General features: G+C 70.9%; 22 protein-coding genes and 1 riboswitch. Of the genes, 17 read left to right on the forward strand and 5 right to left on the reverse strand.

Annotated elements, in window-relative coordinates; translation table 11 throughout:
- Window positions 1-43 precede the first annotated feature (43 nt).
- The 4 genes from AC2EAQ_RS10390 to AC2EAQ_RS10405 are packed head-to-tail and all read left to right on the forward strand — an operon-like array spanning window position 44 to window position 4,227.
- Complete coding sequence (locus AC2EAQ_RS10390) at window positions 44-922, forward strand: aldose 1-epimerase (RefSeq protein ID WP_484643084.1); 879 nt, start codon at window positions 44-46, stop codon at window positions 920-922.
- A complete protein-coding gene (locus AC2EAQ_RS10395; protein ID WP_484643086.1) occupies window positions 919-1,815 on the forward strand; it encodes an SMP-30/gluconolactonase/LRE family protein in 897 nt (298 codons plus the stop codon). The genes AC2EAQ_RS10390 and AC2EAQ_RS10395 overlap by 4 nt, the downstream gene beginning before the upstream one ends.
- A gap of 10 nt (window positions 1,816-1,825) precedes the next feature.
- Window positions 1,826-2,608: an SDR family NAD(P)-dependent oxidoreductase gene (locus AC2EAQ_RS10400; RefSeq protein WP_484643089.1), complete on the forward strand. Its 783-nt coding sequence runs from the start codon at window positions 1,826-1,828 to the stop codon at window positions 2,606-2,608.
- Window positions 2,605-4,227, forward strand: a complete 1,623-nt coding sequence (locus AC2EAQ_RS10405) for a glycerol-3-phosphate dehydrogenase/oxidase (RefSeq protein WP_484643091.1) — start codon at window positions 2,605-2,607, stop codon at window positions 4,225-4,227. The genes AC2EAQ_RS10400 and AC2EAQ_RS10405 overlap by 4 nt, the downstream gene beginning before the upstream one ends.
- A gap of 7 nt (window positions 4,228-4,234) precedes the next feature.
- Here AC2EAQ_RS10405 and AC2EAQ_RS10410 read toward each other — a convergent pair whose 3' ends face one another.
- Both AC2EAQ_RS10410 and AC2EAQ_RS10415 read right to left on the reverse strand, forming a co-directional pair.
- Window positions 4,235-4,843, reverse strand: a complete 609-nt coding sequence (locus AC2EAQ_RS10410) for a thioredoxin family protein (protein ID WP_484643093.1) — start codon at window positions 4,841-4,843, stop codon at window positions 4,235-4,237.
- Window positions 4,840-7,029, reverse strand: coding sequence for a protein-disulfide reductase DsbD family protein (locus AC2EAQ_RS10415; RefSeq protein WP_484643097.1), 2,190 nt, complete (start codon window positions 7,027-7,029; stop codon window positions 4,840-4,842). Before AC2EAQ_RS10415 ends, AC2EAQ_RS10410 begins: the two co-directional genes overlap by 4 nt.
- Before the next feature lie 146 nt (window positions 7,030-7,175).
- Between AC2EAQ_RS10415 and AC2EAQ_RS10420 the strand changes: the two genes are divergently transcribed.
- From AC2EAQ_RS10420 to AC2EAQ_RS10480, 13 genes are all read left to right on the forward strand, one after another.
- A complete protein-coding gene (locus AC2EAQ_RS10420; RefSeq protein WP_484643100.1) occupies window positions 7,176-7,688 on the forward strand; it encodes an ATP synthase subunit I in 513 nt (170 codons plus the stop codon).
- A 33-nt stretch (window positions 7,689-7,721) separates the two neighbouring features.
- Window positions 7,722-8,594, forward strand: coding sequence for a F0F1 ATP synthase subunit A (atpB, locus tag AC2EAQ_RS10425; RefSeq protein ID WP_484643102.1), 873 nt, complete (start codon window positions 7,722-7,724; stop codon window positions 8,592-8,594).
- Window positions 8,595-8,652: 58 nt separating this feature from the next.
- Window positions 8,653-8,916 carry a F0F1 ATP synthase subunit C gene (gene atpE, locus AC2EAQ_RS10430; protein ID WP_484643104.1) on the forward strand — a complete coding sequence of 88 codons (264 nt, stop codon included), beginning with the start codon at window positions 8,653-8,655 and terminating at the stop codon, window positions 8,914-8,916.
- Window positions 8,917-9,031: 115 nt separating this feature from the next.
- Window positions 9,032-9,502: a F0F1 ATP synthase subunit B gene (locus tag AC2EAQ_RS10435; RefSeq protein WP_484643107.1), complete on the forward strand. Its 471-nt coding sequence runs from the start codon at window positions 9,032-9,034 to the stop codon at window positions 9,500-9,502.
- 2 nt (window positions 9,503-9,504) lie between these two features.
- Entirely contained in the window at window positions 9,505-10,029 is a 525-nt protein-coding gene (locus tag AC2EAQ_RS10440; RefSeq protein WP_484643109.1) for a F0F1 ATP synthase subunit delta, read from the forward strand.
- 19 nt (window positions 10,030-10,048) lie between these two features.
- Window positions 10,049-11,662 (forward strand): F0F1 ATP synthase subunit alpha, encoded by a 1,614-nt coding sequence (atpA, locus tag AC2EAQ_RS10445; RefSeq protein ID WP_484643111.1) that lies wholly within the window; start codon window positions 10,049-10,051, stop codon window positions 11,660-11,662.
- A 23-nt stretch (window positions 11,663-11,685) separates the two neighbouring features.
- Window positions 11,686-12,564 carry a F0F1 ATP synthase subunit gamma gene (atpG, locus tag AC2EAQ_RS10450; RefSeq protein ID WP_484643113.1) on the forward strand — a complete coding sequence of 293 codons (879 nt, stop codon included), beginning with the start codon at window positions 11,686-11,688 and terminating at the stop codon, window positions 12,562-12,564.
- Window positions 12,565-12,590: 26 nt separating this feature from the next.
- Window positions 12,591-13,991 (forward strand): F0F1 ATP synthase subunit beta, encoded by a 1,401-nt coding sequence (gene atpD, locus AC2EAQ_RS10455; protein ID WP_484643115.1) that lies wholly within the window; start codon window positions 12,591-12,593, stop codon window positions 13,989-13,991.
- 121 nt (window positions 13,992-14,112) lie between these two features.
- Complete coding sequence (locus AC2EAQ_RS10460) at window positions 14,113-14,529, forward strand: F0F1 ATP synthase subunit epsilon (RefSeq protein ID WP_484643117.1); 417 nt, start codon at window positions 14,113-14,115, stop codon at window positions 14,527-14,529.
- Window positions 14,530-14,629: 100 nt separating this feature from the next.
- The gene (locus AC2EAQ_RS10465; RefSeq protein ID WP_484643122.1) at window positions 14,630-15,367 is read left to right on the forward strand and encodes a DNA alkylation repair protein; all 738 of its coding nucleotides are present in this window, start codon (window positions 14,630-14,632) and stop codon (window positions 15,365-15,367) included.
- A gap of 3 nt (window positions 15,368-15,370) precedes the next feature.
- The gene (gene ppk2 / locus AC2EAQ_RS10470; RefSeq protein WP_484643127.1) at window positions 15,371-16,225 is read left to right on the forward strand and encodes a polyphosphate kinase 2; all 855 of its coding nucleotides are present in this window, start codon (window positions 15,371-15,373) and stop codon (window positions 16,223-16,225) included.
- Between the two features lie 50 nt (window positions 16,226-16,275).
- The gene (locus tag AC2EAQ_RS10475) at window positions 16,276-16,677 is read left to right on the forward strand and encodes a hypothetical protein (RefSeq protein ID WP_484643131.1); all 402 of its coding nucleotides are present in this window, start codon (window positions 16,276-16,278) and stop codon (window positions 16,675-16,677) included.
- Between the two features lie 31 nt (window positions 16,678-16,708).
- Window positions 16,709-17,137 (forward strand): DUF4395 family protein, encoded by a 429-nt coding sequence (locus tag AC2EAQ_RS10480; RefSeq protein WP_484643133.1) that lies wholly within the window; start codon window positions 16,709-16,711, stop codon window positions 17,135-17,137.
- 5 nt (window positions 17,138-17,142) lie between these two features.
- On the opposite strand, the gene AC2EAQ_RS10485 is transcribed toward AC2EAQ_RS10480, so the two are convergent.
- The 3 genes from AC2EAQ_RS10485 to AC2EAQ_RS10495 are packed head-to-tail and all read right to left on the reverse strand — an operon-like array spanning window position 17,143 to window position 19,237.
- Window positions 17,143-17,661, reverse strand: a complete 519-nt coding sequence (locus AC2EAQ_RS10485; protein ID WP_484643135.1) for a TPM domain-containing protein — start codon at window positions 17,659-17,661, stop codon at window positions 17,143-17,145.
- Between the two features lie 16 nt (window positions 17,662-17,677).
- A complete protein-coding gene (locus AC2EAQ_RS10490; protein WP_484643139.1) occupies window positions 17,678-18,610 on the reverse strand; it encodes a TPM domain-containing protein in 933 nt (310 codons plus the stop codon).
- A 9-nt stretch (window positions 18,611-18,619) separates the two neighbouring features.
- Window positions 18,620-19,237 (reverse strand): LemA family protein, encoded by a 618-nt coding sequence (locus AC2EAQ_RS10495; protein ID WP_484643142.1) that lies wholly within the window; start codon window positions 19,235-19,237, stop codon window positions 18,620-18,622.
- Between the two features lie 102 nt (window positions 19,238-19,339).
- Window positions 19,340-19,434: riboswitch (S-adenosyl-L-homocysteine riboswitch) on the forward strand.
- The last annotated feature ends 9 nt before the right edge of the window (window positions 19,435-19,443 follow it).

Here is a 19,443-nt window from a genome sequence, read left to right on the forward strand (position 1 = left end):
TGGGTAGGATGCGCGCGATCGACACAGCGCACGAGGACGCACCATGACGCAGGACGCACGCTCCGCTTCCCCCCCGGCCGTGGAGCTGCGAAGCGGCCCGCTGCGACTGGCGCTGCGGCCCGACCTGGGCGGCAGCATCGCCGGGCTGTGGAGGGACGGCAAGCCGGTGCTGCGCAGCGTGGAGCCCGCCGAGCTGGCCGGGCCGCGCCAGTCGGGCTGCTTCCCGCTGGTGCCGTACTCCAACCGCCTGGGCTACCGCCGCTTCAAGTGGCAGGGCCGCGAGCACACCACCGCCGCCAACTTCGGTGCGGACTACCCGCACTCGCTGCACGGCTGCGGCTGGACCGAGCCCTGGCGCGTGGTCGGGCAGGACGGGCGCAGCGCCGAGCTGATGCTCACGCACCTGAGCAACGAGCACTGGCCCTACACCTTCGACGTGTCGCAGCGCTTCGAGCTGACCGACGACGCGCTGCAGGTCAGCATGACGTTCACCAACATCGACGCCCGCTCGCAGCCGGTGGGCCTGGGATGGCATCCCTATTTCCCCAAGCGCAGCCGCAGCCGCGTGCACGTCGAGTGCTCGGGGCGCTGGGAGTCCGACGCGTCGACCCACCTGCCCACGCGCCGCGTGGCGCAGACCGGCATCGACGGCGAGGTGCGCCACCTCGACTTCGACCACTGCTTCGACGGCTGGCGCGGCGTGGCCCGCCTGCGCGACGAGGCGCTGTCGGTGTCGCTGACCTCGTCGCTGCCCTACCTGGTGGTGTTCACGCCGCCCACGCGCGACTACTACTGCGTGGAACCCGTTAGCCACGTCAGCAACGCCATCCACATGGCCGACCCGGTGGCGCACGGCCTGCGCTCGGTGGCCGCGGCCGACACGCTGCAGGCCTGGATGCGGCTGGAGGTGTCCGCCGCATGACCTTGCAAGCGCTGCCCGGCGTGGCGCCCAGCCTGCTCGGCGAGTCGCCGCTGTGGCACCCCGCCGAGCAGGTGCTGTACTGGTGCGACATTCCGGGCAAGGCGCTGAACCGGTTCGACCCGCGCAGCGGCGCGCACCGGCAGTGGCCCTTCGACAGCGAGCCCTCGTGCTGCGTGCCGCTGATGGACGGCGGTCTGCTGCTGTCGCTGCGGCGCGGCCTCGTGCGCTTCGACCCCGCCACCGGCACGGCCTCGCCGCTGCCGGTGCCGCTGCCCTACGACCCGGCCACCGAGCGCTTCAACGACGGCAAGGCCGACCCGCAGGGGCGCTTCTGGGTCGGCACCATCCACGACCTGCGCGAGCCGGCGGCGGCGCTGTACCGCCTGACCGACGGCCGTCTCGACCGCATGGCCGACGGCATCACGGTGAGCAACGGCCTGGCCTGGAGCCCGGACGGCGGCACGATGCACTGGGCCGACACCAAGGCGCACACCGTGTACGCCTTCGACTTCGAGCGCGCGGACGGCGCGCTGTCGAACCAGCGCGTGTTCGCCCGCTTCGCGCCGCGCGACACCGGCCAGCCACTGTCGGTCTACGGCGGCCGACCCGACGGGGCCGCGATGGACGCCCAGGGCGGCTACTGGGTGGCGATGTTCGAGGGCGCGCGACTGCTGCGCCTGGGACCCGACGGCGCGGTCACGCACGAGCTGCCGCTGCCGGTGCGCTGCCCCACGATGCCCTGCTTCGGCGGCGCCGACCTGCGCACGCTCTACATCACCACCGCGCGCGAGAAGCGCCCCGCTGACGAGCTGGCGCGCGAGCCGCTGGCCGGCTGCGTGCTGCAGTGCCGGGTCGACGTGCCGGGCCTGCCGGCCAACGTCGCGCGCCTCTAGGACCCCCTCGATGAACTACACCCGCTACGCATCGCTGCAGGACCGCGTCGTCTTCGTCTCCGGCGGCAGCTCGGGCATCGGTGCCGAGCTGGTGCGCGCGTTCGCGCAGCAGGGCGCGCGCGTCGCCTTCTGCGGCACCCGGCCCGACGGCGGCCGGCCGCTGGCCGACGAGCTGGCCGCCATGGGCCTGCCCGCGCCCTGGTACGCCGCCTGCGACGTGCGCGACGTGGCGGCCTACCAGGCGGTGCTGGCGCGCGCCGCCGACGAGCTGGGGCCGGTCCGCGTGCTGGTCAACAACGCCGGCCGCGACGACCGCCACCGCATGGAGGATGTGACGCCCGAGTTCTGGGACGACCGGCTCGCGCTCAACCTCAAGCACTACTTCTTCGCCATCCAGGCCGTGGCCCCGGGCATGGAAAAGGCCGGCGGCGGCAGCGTGGTGAACATGGGCTCGGTGAGCTGGATGCGCGGCCGGCCGAACCTGGCCGGCTACACCACGGCCAAGGCCGGCATCCTGGGCCTGACGCGCACGCTGGCGCGCGAGCTGGGCGGGCGCGGCATCCGCGTCAATGCGCTGGTGCCCGGCGCCATCGTCACCGAGCGCCAGACCGCGCTGCACCGCGACCCGGCGGCCGACCAGGCCTTCCTCGACGCGCAGTGCCTGAAGATCCGCCTCGACCCGGGGCACGTGGCGCGCGCCACGCTGTTCCTGGCCGCCGACGACAGCGACGGCATGACCGGCCAGCATGTGCTGGTGGACGCCGGCATCGCGCAGAACTCGGTCATCACATGAGTGCTGCGCCCATGGGCGGGTCCGCCCCGGCCGGCCGGGCGCAGCGCCTCGCGGCGGCGCGCGGCACGTTCGACCTGGTGGTCATCGGTGGCGGCGCCACCGGTTGCGGCGTGGCGCTGGACGCGGCGGCGCGCGGCTTTTCCGTGCTGCTGCTGGAGGCCGAGGACTTCGCCAAGGGCACCAGCTCGCGCGCCACCAAGCTCGTGCACGGCGGCGTGCGCTATCTGGCGCAGGGCAACGTGTCGCTGGTGCGCGAAGCGCTGGCCGAGCGCGCCACGCTGCTGGCCAACGCGCCGCACCTGGCGCAGCCGCTGGCCTTCGTGATGCCGGCCTACCGGCTGTGGGAGGCGCCGTTCTACGGCGCGGGCCTGAAGATGTACGACGCGCTGGCGGGCTCGCGCGGCATCGGCCACACCGAGTTCCTGTCGCCCGCGCGCACGCGCGAGCTGCTGCCCAACGTGCAGCCGCGCGGCCTGACCGGCGGCGTCAAGTACTGGGACGGCCAGTTCGACGACGCGCGCCTGGCGCTCGCGCTGGCGCGCAGTGCGGCGCAGCGTGGCGCCGTGGTGCTGAACCACTGCCCGGTCACCGGCCTGCGGCGCGAAGGCGGCCGCGTGGTCGGCGTCACCGCGCGCGACACGGCCGGCGGCGGCGCCGACTTCGAGGTGCGCGCCCGCTGCGTCGTCAATGCCACCGGTGTCTGGGTGGACGACCTGCGCCACATGGACCGCGACGCCGACGCGCCGGCCAAGCCCGCCATCGTCGCGCCCAGCCAGGGCGTGCACCTCGTGGTGGACCGCGAGTTCCTGCCCGGCACGCATGCGCTGCTGGTGCCCAAGACGGCCGACGGCCGCGTGCTGTTCGCCGTGCCCTGGCTCGGCAAGACCATCCTCGGCACCACCGACACGCCGCGCGCGGACGTGGTGCGCGAGCCCGAGCCCTTCGCCGACGAGGTGGCCTTCATCCTCGGCGAGTCGGCGCGCTACCTCGCGCGCGCGCCGCAGCGTGCCGACGTGCGCTCGGTGTGGGTCGGCCTTCGCCCGCTGGTGCGGCCCGGCGGCGAGGACGGCGACAACACCAAGTCGATCTCGCGCGAGCACACCGTGCTGGTGGGCCGCTCGGGCCTCGTCACCGTCACCGGTGGCAAGTGGACCACCTACCGCGCCATGGCCGAGGACGTGCTCGAGCGCTGCTTCGAGCGCGAGCTGCTGCCGCGCCGCGCCGGCGGCGCCACCGAGCACCTGCGCCTGGTCGGCGCGTCGGCGCGCACCGGCGTGTCGATGACCGAGGCCCCCGGCGAACACCTCTATGGCGACGAGGCCGACTGCGTGCGCGCGCTGCCCGGCGCCGACCGCTGGCTCTGGCGTGCCGGCACCGCGCCGCGCGGCGGGCTGTCCGAGGCGATGGTGCGCTTTGCCGCGCGCGAGGAGATGGCGCTGTCGGTGGAGGACGTGCTCGCGCGCCGTTCGCGCCTGTTGTTCCTCGACGCCGCCGAGGCCGCCCGCCAGGCCGACGCCGTGGCCGCGCTGCTGGCCGACGAACTCGGCCCCGGCTTCGACGCCGCGCGCTCCGCCGCCGACTTCAAGGCCCTGGCGGCGAGCTATCTGCGCTTGCCCTGACGCGTCCTCAACCGTCGGCGTACTTGATCGAGCAACCGTAGGGCCGCGTCGCGGCCTGGGCCACCGGGCGGCCGGCCGCGATGTCGGCCAGCGCGGCGCTGACGTGGTTGCGCGCCGTCTTCGTGTCGGCGGGGTTGGACGTCGGCTTGTCGTCGATGCCGCCGGCATACACCAGCGTGCCTCTGGCGTCGACGATGTACATGTGCGGCGTGGTGCGCGCGCCGTAGGCGCGGCCCACCTTGCCGTCGGCGTCCATCAGCGTGTGCGTGGCGGCGGCCTTCTGCGACTGCATCCACGCCGCCAGGTCGGCCGGCTTGCGGTAGTCGTAGTGGCCCGGGTGCGTGGAGTTCACCGCCAGCCACACCGCGCCCTTGTCGGCCGCGCCCTTCTGGGTGGCCTGCATGTTGGCGCTGTCGTAGTGCTTGCGCACGTAGGGACAGCCGGGGTTCACCCATTCCAGCACCACGGTGCGGCCCTTGAAGTCGGCCAGCGAGACCGGCTTGCCGGCCGTGTCGGTGACGGTGAAGGCGGGGGCGGGCTGGCCCACCACGGCATTGGCCGCGGCCAGCGCGGGCAGGGCGGCCACGGCCGCGGCACACAGGATCGACTTCATCATGGTGCGGACTCCTTGGCAAAAGCGTCGAGGACGGTCTGGACGGTGAGCAGTTCGGGCAGCAGCTGGGGCTGGGCCGCGCCCGGCCGGTAGATCGCATACACCGGCACGCCGTTGCGCCCCAGGCGTGCCAGCTCGCCGCTGATGGCGGCGTCGCGCCGCGTCCAGTCGGCGCGCAGCAGCGCCACCTTGCGCTGCTGCATCTCGGCCAGCAGGCGTGCGTCGCCGAGCGTGCTGCGCTTGTTGACCTGGCAGGTCACGCACCAGGCGGCGGTGAAGTCCACCAGCACCGTGCGGCCCTCGGCGTGCAGCGCGGCCACGCGCTCGGCGCTCCAGGGCTGCCACGGCGCGTCGGCGGCGGCGCCCGGCGCGGGCGCGGCCTGCGCCTCGCGCCACGCGGGCAGGGCCCACGACAGCGACAGCCCGAGCAGCGCCACGCCCGCCGCGCTCCAGGCCCAGCGCACGCCGCGCGCGCTGTCCACGCGGCCCCAGGCCCACAGCGCGAAGGCCAGCGCCAGCAGCACCGCGAGCAGCGCCGTGGCACCGTCGATGCCGGTCTGCTGGCCCAGCACCCACACCAGCCACACCACGGTGGCCAGCATCGGGAACGCCATCACGGTCTTGAAGGTGGCCATCCAGGCGCCGGGCCGCGGCATCGCGCGGGCCAGCCCGGGCCATGCGCTCATCGCCAGATAGGGCAGCGCCATGCCGGCGCCGAGCACGGCGAACACGAGCAGCGCCTGCGCCGCCGGCAGCGTGAACGCCAGTCCGAGCGCCGCGCCCATGAACGGCGCGGTGCAGGGCGAGGCCACCGCCACCGCCAGCACACCCGTGAGGAAGCTGTCGGCCAGCGGATGACGCAGCCGCAGCGCCGCGGCCTGACCCGGCAGCACGCTGCCGAACTCGAACAGGCCCGCGAGGTTGAGCGCGATCACCGTGAACAGCACCGCCAGCGCGGCCACGAAGCCGGGCGACTGCAGCTGGAAGCCCCAGCCGATCTGCTCGCCGCCGCTGCGCAGCGCGATCAGCAGCCCGGCCAGCGCCACGAACGACAGCACCACGCCCGCGCTGTAGGCCAGCCCGCCGCCCACCAGCGCGCGCCGGCTGTGCGCATGGCCGGCGAAGCCCAGCACCTTGAGCGACAGGATCGGGAACACGCAGGGCATCAGGTTGAGCAGCAGGCCGCCACCGAAGGCGAACAGCAGCGCCAGGCCGAGGCCGAGCGGCGAGGCCGACGAGGCGGGTGTCACTGGCGCCGCCGGGGCTTCGGTCTGCAGGGCCGGCGTGGGCAGCGGTGCCATGGCCGGCCAGGTGCCGGCGATGGCCAGGTCCACCCGCGTGCCCGCGGCCACGCCCGGCGCGGCGAGCACCGCGGCAAGGCGTGCCGGGCTCTCGAAGCGCTGCGGCGACACCGGCACGTCGGCGCGCCAGGTGGCGCCGTCCCAGCGGCCGGCCACCTTGGCCGCATGGTCGATCACGCCGGCCACCTCGGCGAAGAAGACGAGGTCCTTGCCCACCAGCGCTGGCGGCAGGCCGGCGACCGCCACGCGCAGCGTGCGCGCGTCGTCGACCAGTTCGGCGCCCGCCTGCGCCGACGCGGCGTCCTTCGGCTGCGCGGCCCAGGCGGCCTCGAAGGCGGCGGCCTGGCCCGCGGTGCTCGACCGTGCCGGCAGCCGCAGCGCGAAGTCGCCCTGCTGGGGGATGCACACGTCCTTGCACACCAGCCACTGGGCCGACAGCTTCACGTCCAGCGCCTCGCCCTGGAACGACGCCGGCACCGCCACCGGCACCGGCAGCAGCACGCGGCCCTCGTAGCCGTAGTTCACCAGCGGCCCGACCGGCAGCCGCGTCGGCGTGGGCCAGGCAATGTCGCCGGCCGTGGCGCCGCCGCCGAGCTGCCACGTCATCGTGGTCGGCAGGCCGGAGTCGCCGGGGTTCTTCCAGTAGGTATGCCAGTGCGGCTGGTGATCGATCAGCAGGCCCAGCCATACCGGCTTGCCCGCGGCCACGCCGTCGGGGGCGTGGGCCACCAGTTCGGCGCGCACTTCGGAGGTCTTGACCACCGCGCCCTGGGCCCGCGCCGTCGACGGGGCCAGCGCCACGGCCGCGGCCAGGCACAGGGCCAGCGCGGACGCGACCCGGGCGGCGGAGTCATGCAGGGCAGCGAGACGGGCAGGGCGGACGGGCATCACGCGTGGGAGCGTAGTGCAAGACGGGAGTTCCGGCGCGCCGCCGCGGTGCCCGGCGGTGTCAGCCCGTCACGAAAACGGATCCTCCCCCTCTTGTCCGGGGTCAAGAAGGGCGGGCACGGGTTTCTTCGTATAATCCCGCGGCTTTGCTGGACGCATCCGTGGGCACGACGACTCCAGACCGGACTTCACGGTCCGACCCCTGGGACGACGAGGAACACGGCGCCGACGCGAGGCCGCCGTTTCGGCGCTGGACGCGGGAAGAAGCGCTGGCGCTCAAGGCAAAGGACCTGCACACGGTGTCCCCGTGGCGGGTGATCGCGGTTCAGGCCGCGGTCGGGTTGGTGGTGGCGCTCGTCGCGGGTGCCGTCACCGGCCGCATGGAAGTGTTTTGGTCGGCGCTTTACGGCGCCGGCGTGGTGGTGGTGCCGGGGGCCTTGATGGCTCGCGGCATGACCAGCCCGCTTTCCAGCATGTCGCCGCTCGGCAGTGCCGTCAGCTTCATGTTGTGGGAGGGGGTGAAGATCGGGGTTTCGGTCGTGCTGCTGATCCTGGCGGCGCGCATCGTGCAACCGCTGAGCTGGCCGGCGCTGCTGGTGGGCCTGGTGGTGTGCATCAAGGTGTACTGGGTGGCGCTCGCATGGCGCCGCCGGGTGTGAAAACGAAGAACGACGACGGGTCACTAACAAGCCATGGCAGCCGAAGGTCACGCTCCCACCGCCGGTGAATACATCATTCACCACCTGACCCACCTGCAGAACCACAAGCAGAAGGCGGTCGTCGACTTCTCCGTCTACAACTACGACTCCATCTTCTGGGCCGTGCTGCTCGGCGTGGTGGGCTGCTTCTTCCTGTGGCGCGCGGCCAGCAAGGCCACCTCGGGCGTGCCGGGCAGCTTCCAGGCCGCGGTGGAGCTGCTGGTCGAGATGGTGGACAGCCAGGCCAAGGGCATCGTCCACAACGCCCAGAGCCGCAAGCTCGTCGCGCCGCTGGCGCTCACGGTGTTCGTCTGGATCTTCCTGATGAACGCGATGGACCTGCTGCCGGTCGACCTGATTCCCTACATCTGGGAGCATGGCCTGCACAAGGCCTTCACCGAGAAGGACTACATGCGCGTGGTGCCGACTGCCGACCTGTCGGTCACGATGGGCCTGTCGCTGTCCGTGCTGGTGGTGTGCCTCGTCTACAACGTCAAGATCAAGGGCATGGGCGGCTGGGCGCACGAGCTGGTCAGCGCGCCCTTCGGCACCAGCAAGAACCCGCTGTTCGCCGTGGTGCTGGGCATCGTCAACTTCGCGATGCAGATCATCGAGTTCGTCGCCAAGACCGTGTCGCACGGCATGCGGCTGTTCGGCAACATGTACGCCGGCGAACTGATCTTCATGCTGATCGCGCTGATGGGCGGCGCCTGGTCGCTGTCGGCCACCGGCATCGGCCTGGCCATCGGCCACGTCATCGCCGGCAGCGTGTGGGCCATCTTCCACATCCTGATCATCACGCTTCAGGCCTTCGTCTTCATGATGCTGACGCTGGTGTACGTCGGCCAGGCGCACGACGCGCACTGATCCTCACCGCAGTTCCCGCTTTTTCCTCTCCACAAACCAAACGACCTTAGGAGTCATCATGGAAGTCATCAGCTTTGTTGCCATCGCCGCCGGCCTGATCATCGGCCTGGGCGCGCTGGGTGCCTGCATCGGCATCGGCATCATGGGCAGCAAGTACCTCGAATCGGCGGCCCGCCAGCCCGAGCTGATGGGCGAACTGCAGACCAAGATGTTCCTGCTGGCCGGCCTGATCGACGCGGCCTTCATCATCGGCGCCGGTATCGCGCTGTGGTTCGCCACGGCCAACCCGTTCCTGGCCCAGATCGTCAACCTGCCGAAGTAATCAGGCCCACCCCCGGAGCGGCTGCGCCGCTCCCCCTCGAGGGGGCGGCGTCGGCGGCCCGGCTGAGCCGGTTCCGCGACGCCCGCTTGGTCACCGACATTTCCGAGGCAAGAACGTGAGCATCAACGCCACCCTCATCGTCCAGATGATCGTCTTCGCGATCCTGGTCTGGTTCACGATGAAATTCGTCTGGCCGCCGATCACCGCCGCGCTCGACGAGCGCGCGCGCAAGATCGCCGACGGCCTGTCCGCCGCCGACAAGGCCAAGGCCGACCTGGCCGCCGCGAACACGCGCGTCGAGCAGCAGCTCTCCGCCGCCCGCGACGACGCTGCCAAGCGCCTGGCCGACGCCGAGCGCCTGGCGCAGCAGATCGTCGAGGAGGCCAAGGGCCGTGCCAACGACGAGGGCGCCAAGATCATTGCCGCCGCCAAGGCCGAGGCCGCCCAGGAGGCCGTCAAGGCCCGCGAGGCGCTGCGCGACCAGGTCGCGGCGCTGGCGGTCAAGGGTGCCGAGCAGATCCTGCGCAAGGAAGTCAACGCGTCCGTGCATGCCGACCTGCTGGGTCGCCTGAAGTCGGAACTCTGACCATGGCCGAACTCGCCACCATCGCGCGCCCCTACGCCGAGGCCCTGTTCAAGGCCGGCGGGGGCGCTGCCGAGGCCGAGCAGGTCAATGCGCTGGCGGCCGTGGCGGCCGACCCGCAGCTGCGCCAGTTCGCCGACAACCCGAAGGTGAGCTCGCAGCAGGTGCTGTCGGTGATGGGCGGCGCGATCAAGTCGCCGCTGTCGCCCAAGGTGCAGGCCTTCCTCGGCGCGGTGCTCGACAACGGCCGCCTGGCCGCGCTGCCGGAGATCGCGCAGCAGTTCCAGGCCCTGGTCAATGCCCGCTCCGGCGTGTCCGACGCGGTGATCGAGAGTGCCTACCCGATCGACGCCTCGGCGCTCGGCGACGTGGTGGCCACGCTCGAGAAGCGCTTCGAACGCAAGCTCAAGGCCCAGGTCGTCGTGAAGCCCGAGCTGATCGGCGGCATCCGCGTGGTGGTCGGAGACGAAGTGCTCGACACCTCGGTCCGTGCCCGGCTCGAACAAATGAAGACGGCGCTCACTGCCTGAGCGACGCCAGGAGAAAACGATGCAACTCAATCCCGCTGAAATTTCCGAACTCATCAAGAGCCGGATCGAGGGCCTTCAGGGCTCGACCAACATCAAGAACCAGGGCACGGTGGTGTCGGTCACCGACGGCATCTGCCGCGTGCACGGCCTGTCGGACGCGATGCAGGGCGAGATGCTCGAATTCCCGGCCGGCAAGGACGGCCAGCCGTCGTACGGCCTGGCGCTGAACCTCGAGCGCGACTCGGTCGGCGCGGTGATCCTGGGCGAGTACGAGCACATCTCCGAAGGCGACACCGTCAAGTGCACGGGCCGCATCCTGGAAGTGCCGGTCGGCCCCGAGCTGATCGGCCGCGTCGTCAACGCGCTCGGCCAGCCGATCGACGGCAAGGGCCCGATCAACGCCAAGATGACGGACGTGATCGAGAAGGTGGCCCCGGGCGTGATCGCGCGCCAGTCGGTGAGCCAGCCGGTGCAGACCGGCCTGAAGTCGATCGACTCCATGGTGCCCGTGGGCCGCGGCCAGCGCGAGCTGATCATCGGCGACCGCCAGACCGGCAAGACTGCCGTCGCGGTGGACACGATCATCAACCAGAAGGGTCAGAACATGACCTGCGTGTACGTCGCGATCGGCCAGAAGGCTTCGTCGATCAAGAACGTCGTGCGCGCGCTGGAGCAGGCCGGTGCGATGGAATACACCATCGTCGTGGCCGCGTCGGCCTCCGAGTCGGCCGCCATGCAGTACGTGTCGGCCTACTCGGGCTGCACGATGGGCGAGTACTTCCGCGACCGCGGCCAGGACGCGCTGATCATCTATGACGACCTGTCCAAGCAGGCCGTCGCCTACCGCCAGGTGTCGCTGCTGCTGCGCCGCCCGCCGGGCCGCGAAGCCTTCCCCGGCGACGTGTTCTATCTCCACAGCCGCCTGCTCGAGCGCGCCGCGCGCGTGAACGCCGACTACGTCGAGGCCTTCACCAAGGGCGAGGTCAAGGGCAAGACCGGTTCGCTGACCGCGCTGCCCGTCATCGAGACGCAGGCCGGCGACGTGTCCGCGTTCGTGCCGACCAACGTGATCTCGATCACCGACGGCCAGATCTTCCTGGAGACCTCGCTGTTCAACGCCGGCATCCGCCCCGCCATCAACGCCGGCATCTCGGTGTCGCGCGTCGGTGGCGCGGCCCAGACCAACTGGATCAAGGGCCTGTCCGGCGGTATCCGTACCGACCTGGCGCAGTACCGCGAGCTGGCCGCCTTCGCGCAGTTCGCGTCCGACCTCGACGCGGCCACCCGCAAGCAGCTCGACCGCGGTGCCCGCGTGACCGAGCTGCTCAAGCAGGCCCAGTACTCGCCGCTGCCGATCAGCCTGATGGGCGCGACGCTGTTCGCCGTGAACAAGGGCTACCTGGACGGCGTGGACGTGAAGAAGGCGCTGGCCTTCGAGCACGGCCTGCACCAGCACCTGAAGTCGAGCCACGCGGCCCTGCTGGCGACGATCGAGAAGCACGGCGCCAAGTGGGACAACAAGCCCGCGAAGGATTCGGATAGCGACGAGAAGAAGGCCTTCAAGAAGACCTGCATCGACGCCGAGGCCGAACTCACCGCCGCCATCGCGGCGTTCCAGAAGAGCTTCGCCTAAGCGACTGACCAGGAGCAACTGCCATGGCAGTCGGCAAGGAAATCCGCGCCAAGATCAAGTCGGTGGAGAACACCAAGAAGATCACCAAGGCGATGGAGATGGTGGCGGCGTCGAAGATGCGCAAGGCGCAGGAGCGCATGCGCCAGGCCCGCCCGTACAGCGACAAGGTGCGCAACATCGCGGCCAACCTGTCGCAGGCCAACCCGGAGTACCAGTCGCCCTACATGCGCACCGACAACAAGGCGCGCGCGGTGGGCTTCATCGTGGTGACCACCGACAAGGGTCTGTGCGGCGGCCTCAACACCAACATGCTGCGGGCCCTGACCACGCGCATGAAGGAAGCCCAGGCTGCCGGCCAGACCGTGCAGACGGTGGCCATCGGCAACAAGGGCTTCGGCTTCCTCAACCGCATCGGCGCCAACGTGGTCAGCCACGCGGTGCAGCTCGGCGACGCCCCCCAGCTCGACAAGCTCATCGGCCCGGTGAAGGTGATGCTCGACGCCTTCGTCGAGGGCAAGCTGGACGCGGTGTACCTGTGCTACACCAAGTTCCTGAACACCATGAAGCAGGAGCCCCAGATCGAGGCCCTGCTGCCGCTGGGCGCCGACCGCCTGTCGCAGTCGGCCGACGAGAAGAAGGCCTACGGCTGGGACTACCTGTACGAGCCCGACGCGGCCAGCGTCATCGACGAGTTGCTCAAGCGCTACCTCGAAGCGCTGGTGTACCAGGGCGTGGCCGAGAACATGGCCAGCGAGCAGAGCGCGCGCATGGTGGCGATGAAGGCGGCCACCGACAACGCGGGCAACCTGATTGCCGAGCTCAAGCTCATCTACAACAAGACGCGGCAGGCGGCGATCACCAAGGAACTGAGTGAGATCGTCAGCGGCGCTGCGGCCGTCTGAAGAATACGGATCAAAGGAAGCACACCATGTCTCAAGGCAAGATCGTTCAGTGCATCGGCGCCGTCGTGGACGTCGAGTTCCCGCGCGACCAGATGCCCCGCATCTATGACGCGCTCAAGCTCGACGGCTCCGCGCTGACCCTCGAGGTGCAGCAGCAGCTCGGCGACGGCGTGGTCCGCACCATCGCCCTCGGCTCGTCCGACGGCCTGCGCCGCGGGATCGTCGTGCGCAACACCGGCAACCCGATCACGGTGCCGGTGGGCAAGGCCACGCTGGGCCGCATCATGGACGTGCTGGGCACGCCGATCGACGAGCGCGGCCCCGTGGACCAGACGCAGACCGCGTCGATCCACCGCAAGGCGCCCACCTATGACGAGCTGAGCCCGTCGACCGAACTGCTCGAGACCGGCATCAAGGTGATCGACCTGATCTGCCCGTTCGCCAAGGGCGGCAAGGTGGGCCTGTTCGGCGGCGCCGGCGTCGGCAAGACCGTGAACATGATGGAGCTCATCAACAACATCGCCAAGGCGCACTCGGGCCTGTCGGTGTTCGCCGGCGTGGGCGAGCGCACCCGCGAGGGCAACGACTTCTATCACGAGATGGCCGAGTCGGGCGTCGTGAAGCTCGACAACCTGGGCGAGTCCAAGGTGTCGATGGTGTACGGCCAGATGAACGAGCCCCCGGGCAACCGCCTGCGCGTGGCGCTCACCGGCCTGACCATCGCCGAGTCGTTCCGCGACGAAGGCCGCGACGTGCTGTTCTTCGTGGACAACATCTACCGCTACACGCTGGCCGGCACGGAAGTGTCCGCGCTGCTGGGCCGCATGCCTTCCGCCGTGGGCTACCAGCCGACGCTGGCCGAGGAAATGGGCCGCCTGCAGGAGCGCATCACCTCCACGAAGGTCGGCTCGATCACGTCGATCCAGGCCGTGTACGTGCCCGCGGACGACCTGACCGACCCGTCGCCCGCCACCACCTTCGCCCACCTGGACGCCACCGTGGTGCTGTCGCGCGACATCGCCGCGCTGGGCATCTACCCCGCCGTGGACCCGCTGGACTCCACCAGCCGCCAGGTCGACCCCAACGTCGTGGGCGAGGAGCACTACTCCACCACCCGCGCCGTGCAGGCCACCCTGCAGCGCTACAAGGAACTGCGCGACATCATCGCGATCCTGGGCATGGACGAGCTGTCGCCCGAGGACAAGCTGGCCGTGGCCCGCGCGCGCAAGATCCAGCGCTTCCTGAGCCAGCCGTTCCACGTGGCCGAGGTGTTCACCGGCTCGCCCGGCGTGTACGTGCCGCTGAAGGAGACCATCCGCGGCTTCAAGATGATCGTCAACGGCGAGTGCGACCACCTGCCCGAGCAGGCGTTCTACATGACCGGCACGATCGACCAGGCGTTCGAGAAGGCCAAGAAGATCCAGTAACGGACCCCCCCCGTTGCGCCTGCGGCGCTCCCCCCCGGGGGGGGCACCGCTGGCGGACCGGCGGAGCCGGATCCGCGGCGGTTGCCGGGCAAGACGCACAGAGAGTCCACGAGGAACCACGATGAGCACCATTCACGTCGACGTCGTCTCCGCCGAAGAGAGCATCTTCTCGGGCGAGGCGAAGTTCGTCGCGCTGCCGGGCGAGGTGGGCGAGCTCGGCATCTATCCGCGCCACACACCGCTGATCACGCGCATCCGCCCGGGTGCCGTGCGCATCGAGCGTGCCGACAACGGCCAGGAGGAGTTCGTCTTTGTCGCCGGCGGCATCCTGGAAGTGCAGCCCCACTGCGTGACCGTGCTGGCCGACACCGCCATCCGCGGCCACGACCTCGACGAGGCCAAGGCCAGCGAGGCCAAGAAGCTGGCCGAGGAAGCGATGAAGAACGCCAAGAGCGACATCGACTTCGCCGCCGCGCAGAGCGAGTTCGCCACCATGGCGGCCCAGCTTGCCGCGATCCAGAAGCTGCGCAAGAAGTAGCCGCAGCGCGCTTTCGTTGCAAGGCCGTACCGGGCAGCCGGTGCGGCCTTTTGCTTTCTGGGGGTCGGCCCGACACGCGCTGCCGCGCAGAATGCGCCCCATGGCCGACCCGTCGCCCCTGGTGCTCGCGATCCGCGACCGCTTCGCCGCGCATGCGGACGCCGCGCGCGACGCGCCGATGCAGGCCTACATGAAGTCCGCGATGCCCTTCCACGGCATCCCCACGCCGCTGCGCCGCCGCCTCACGGCCGACGCCGTGCAGGCGCACCCTGCCGCCGACGCCGCCGCGCTGGCGCGCGACATGCTCGCGCTATGGCAGGGCGCCACGCACCGCGAGCAGCGCTACGCCGCGGTGGAACTGCCGCGCACCGGCCGCGGGCACCCGAAGCTGGTGGACCTGTCTCTGCTGCCGCTGGCGCAGCGGCTCATCACCGAAGGCGCATGGTGGGACCTCGTGGACGACCTGTCGGGGAACCTGCTGCCGCGCCTGATCGAGCGCGACCCTGCCACCGTGCATGCCACGCTGCGGCGCTGGGCGCAGGGCAGCGACCTCTGGCTGCGCCGCGCCGCCATCCTGGCGCAGCGCAACCTGAAGCCGGCGCTGTTCGACGCGCGGCTGCTGTACGAGACGATCCTGCCGTCCGTCGGCACCAGCCCGGTGGCGGGCGAGTTCTTCATCCGCAAGGGCATCGGCTGGGCGCTGCGCGAGCGGTCCTACGACGCCCCGGACGAGGTGCGCGCCTTCTGCCGCGAGTACGCTTCGCAACTGGCACCGCTGACGGTGCGCGAGGCGCTCAAGGCGCTGCAGCGACGCGGATCACGACCCCACAAGGAGTAGACGATGGCCGGCAAGCGCAAGAACGAGGGCAAGGACGAGGGCAAGGCGGACGGCAGGGCCGCCAAGGCCAAGGCGGGCGCCGACGCCCGCATGGGCAAGGGCGAGTACCTGGAGAAGCTCGCCCCGTTGCAGCTGGAACTCAACCGCATGGCGCGCTGGCTGCAGGCCACGGGCCGGCGCCTCGTGGTGGTGATCGAGGGCCGCGACACCGCGGGCAAGGGCGGCGTCATCGCCGCCGTGTCGGACACGCTCAACCCGCGCCAGTGCCACGTGGTGGCGCTGGCCAAGCCGAGCGACCGCGAGCGCACGCAGTGGTACTTCCAGCGCTACGTGCCGCACCTGCCCGCGGCCGGCGAGATCGTGCTGTTCGACCGCAGCTGGTACAACCGCGCCGGCGTCGAGCCGGTGATGGGTTTCTGCACGCCGGAGCAGACGGCCGCGTTCCTGAAGCAGGCACCGCAGTTCGAGAAGCTGCTCGTGGACGACGGCGTGCTGCTGTTCAAGTACTGGCTCACGGTGGACCAGGCCCGCCAGGAGGAGCGCTTCGCCGAGCGCCTGGCCGACCCGATGAAGCAGTGGAAGCTCTCGCCCATCGACCTGAAGGCGCGCGAGAAGTACGCCGCCTATACCAAGGCGCGCGAGACCATGCTGCAGGCCACGCACACGCGCCACGCACCGTGGACGCTGGTGGACTTCAACGACCAGCGCCGCGGCCGCCTGACGCTGATCCGCCACCTGCTGGACCACCTGCCCGACACCGCGGTGCCTGCCGAGAAGATCGTGTTCCCGCCGCTGGCAGGCAGGCCGCTGAAGGAAAGCTTCCGGGGGCCGGTCAAGCCGATCCCGAGCGTGGACTGAAGGGCACCGACCCGCTGCACCGCGCCACCCATCCACCCAGGGAGAGCACCATGCGAAAGATCACCTTCGTCGTCCTTGCGTTCCTGTCGTCGCAGGCCTTGGCCCAGGCCTGCTGGGCAGAGTGGGACCTGCGCGGGCAGGCCGTCGTGCGCGGCAACCAGTGCACCGAGCGCATCACGACGCCCAAGCCGGAGCAGGGCTTCTGCAAGCCCACGGTCGCGTCGGACCAGGTGCGCAAGGGCGCCACCTGCCCGACCACCGCCCGCGTGCGCGACGGTGGCCAGGCCGTCACCGCGTCCATCGTGGCGCGCTGCACCGGCGTGCAGCCGCCGATGTCCGGCGGCAAGGCGGACATCGTCTACTACGGCGGCCCCGACTACAAGGAGTCGCGCGAGTCGCTACAGTCGCTGTGCACCGCATTCGAGGGCAAGTGGGTGGAACCCGCCAAGTGATCAAGTAATCGCCCCGACCAGGAAGGACCTCATGCTTCGCTTCGACCTGCCTCAAGTCCCCGCCAACGTCATCCGCTGGGAGGCGTTCGTCGTCACCGTCGTCTGCGTGTTGTCCCTGTGGGTGTCGGCGTGGTTGATGCTGATCCCCGCCGCCCAGGGCGTGATCAAGGGCTTCCTCGGCCATGCGAAGTGCCCGTCGCACCGCCTGTGGCGGCACCTCTTCACCGCCCGCGGCTGGCAGGGCCGTCTCGAGAACTCGGGCCCGAAGATGTTCGCGGCCAAGATCCTGGCCGTGGCCGCGACCGTGGCGCTGGTGCTCTACGCCACGGCAAGCGTCTACTGGAAAGTGCCGGTCGGGGCGCTGATCGTGTTCTCGACCCTCGAGTGGGCGCTGTCGTTCTGCGCCGCCTGCTGGGCCTACGGCCTGTGGTACCGGCACATGCCGGCCCGGGGGCAGTAGCCGGCTCAGTTCACGAACGGCGCATTCGGCAGCTCGTTCGGATTGACGTCGCCCTCGCGCGCCGGGAAGTGCTGCACCAGCAGCGCGTCCACCGCGTCCACCGCGGCGTTCAGGCCCTCCTCGAAGCGGCCGGCGCGGAAGGCGTCGCGCATGCCGGCCACGATGGCCTGCCACTGCTCGTGGCTCACATGCCGGTTCAGGCCGCGGTCGGCCACGATCTCGATGGCGTGCTCGGCCAGCAGCAAGTAGATCAGCACGCCGTTGTTGGCCTCGGTGTCCCACACGCGCAGCTTGCCGAACAGGGTCACGGCGCGGTCGCGGGCCGCGAGGCGCTGCCACAGGTAGGACCAGGGCAGCGCCGCTTCCACGCACACGCGGATCTCGCCGCCGTGCCGTCGCTCGCTGGCGGCCACGCGCGCTTCCACGCGCGCCAGGGCGGCGTCGTTCAGCGCGCGCTTCACGTCGCTGTCGTCCATCCAGCGGTGGCGCAGGATGCGCAGGAAGCGGTTCTTCGTCTGGGGCATGGTCGTTACTTGCGCCTCACCAATCGCCACCGGCTCCGCCGCCGCCGAAGTCACCGCCGCCGCCGGAGCTGAAGCCGCCGCCACCGGAACTGAAGCCGCCGCCGCCGCCGGACCAGCCGCCACCGGACCATCCGCCCGTGCTCGGGAAGCCGCCACTGCGGTGGTGCGACGACGAGCCCAGGCCGTGCATCGCCTTGCCCAGCCCGCCGAACAGCGCGAACAGCAGGCCGATCACGCCGCCGATGCCGGCGAACAGCAGGCTCTGCGTCACCACCCACGCGATGCCGCCGCCGGCCGCGCCGCTGGCCAGGGTGCCCAGCGCGCGGCCGAACACGCGGCGCAGCACGGCGGCCAGCACCGGCAGCGCCACGAACGCGAACACCAGCAGTTCCACCGGGTCGAAGCTGCCGCCCGGCGTGCCGATGCGGCCGCGGTCGCGCGTCTCGGGCGCGGGCAGACCCTCGCCCTGGATGCGCGCGATCAGCGCATCCACGCCCGCGTCGATGCCGCCGGCGAAGTCGCCCTGCTTGAAGCGCGGACTGATCACGTCGCGCACGATCTGCCGCGCCGCCAGGTCGGGCACCGCGCCTTCGAGCGCCTTGGCCGGCGCGATCCACAGCTTGCGGTCGTCCTTGGCCACCACCAGCAGCAGGCCGTCGCCCACGTCGCGGCGGCCGATGCGCCAGGCCTCGCCCACGCGCTGCACGAAGCTGGCGATGTCCTCCGGCTGCGTGGTGGGCACCAGCAGCACCACGATCTGCGGCCCGGCCTTGGCCTCGAACTGCGCCAGCTTGTCCACCAGCGCCTGGCGCTGCGCAGCGCTCAGCGTGCCGGTCTGGTCGATCACCCGGTCGGTGAGCACCGGCACGGGCACCAGCGCCTGCGCGTGGGCGAACACGCCCGCGCAGGCCAGCCAGAGCAGCAGCGCCAGCCGCCGCAGCGCGATCATCGCCGGGCCTTACTTGGACGCCGGCTTCTCGAAGCTCACGGCCGGCGGGGCCGAGATCTGGGCCTCGTTCTGCACCGTGAAGTTCGGCTTGACCTGGTAGCTGAAGATCATCGCCGTGAGGTTGGTGGGGAACTGGCGCGCGAGCACGTTGTAGTCCTGCACCGCCTTGATGTAGCGGTTGCGCGCCACGGTGATGCGGTTCTCGGTGCCCTCGAGCTGCACGCGCAGGTCCTGGAAGCCCTGGTTGGCCTTCAGGTTGGGGTACTGCTCCACCGTGACCAGCAGGCGCGACAGCGCACCCGACAGCTCGCCCTGGGCCTGCTGGAACTTGCCGAACGCCTCGGGGTTGTTGATCAGCTCGGGCGTGGCCTGGATCGACGTGGCCTTGGCGCGCGCCTCGATCACCTTGGTGAGCGTCTCCTGCTCGAAGTTGGCCTCGCCCTTGACCGTGGCCACGATGTTGGGGATCAGGTCGGCCCGGCGCTGGTACTGGTTCACCACCTCGGACCAGGCGCTCTTGGTCTGCTCGTCCAGGGTCTGGAACTGGTTGTAGCCGCAGCCCGACAGGCTGAGCGTGGCCGCGAGCGCGGCGCCGGCGACCAGGGCACGGCGGGATGTGGTGGACATGGGGCGCTTCCTCCTTGGAATCGGGTGGCCGATGCTACCCGTGGCCGCCAGATGTGGACAGTGCACGCCGGTTCAAGGGCAGCGCCCCCCTACAATGCGGCGTGCCCCGAGGAGCGTTGCGACGGCCAGACACTGGCTGCCAGGCTCGGGGCCGCGCAGGGCGCCCGCCCCGCGCCCGGCAACGGCGCTCGTCAATGCCACGCACG

The organism is Aquabacterium sp. T101 (assembly GCF_057219775.1).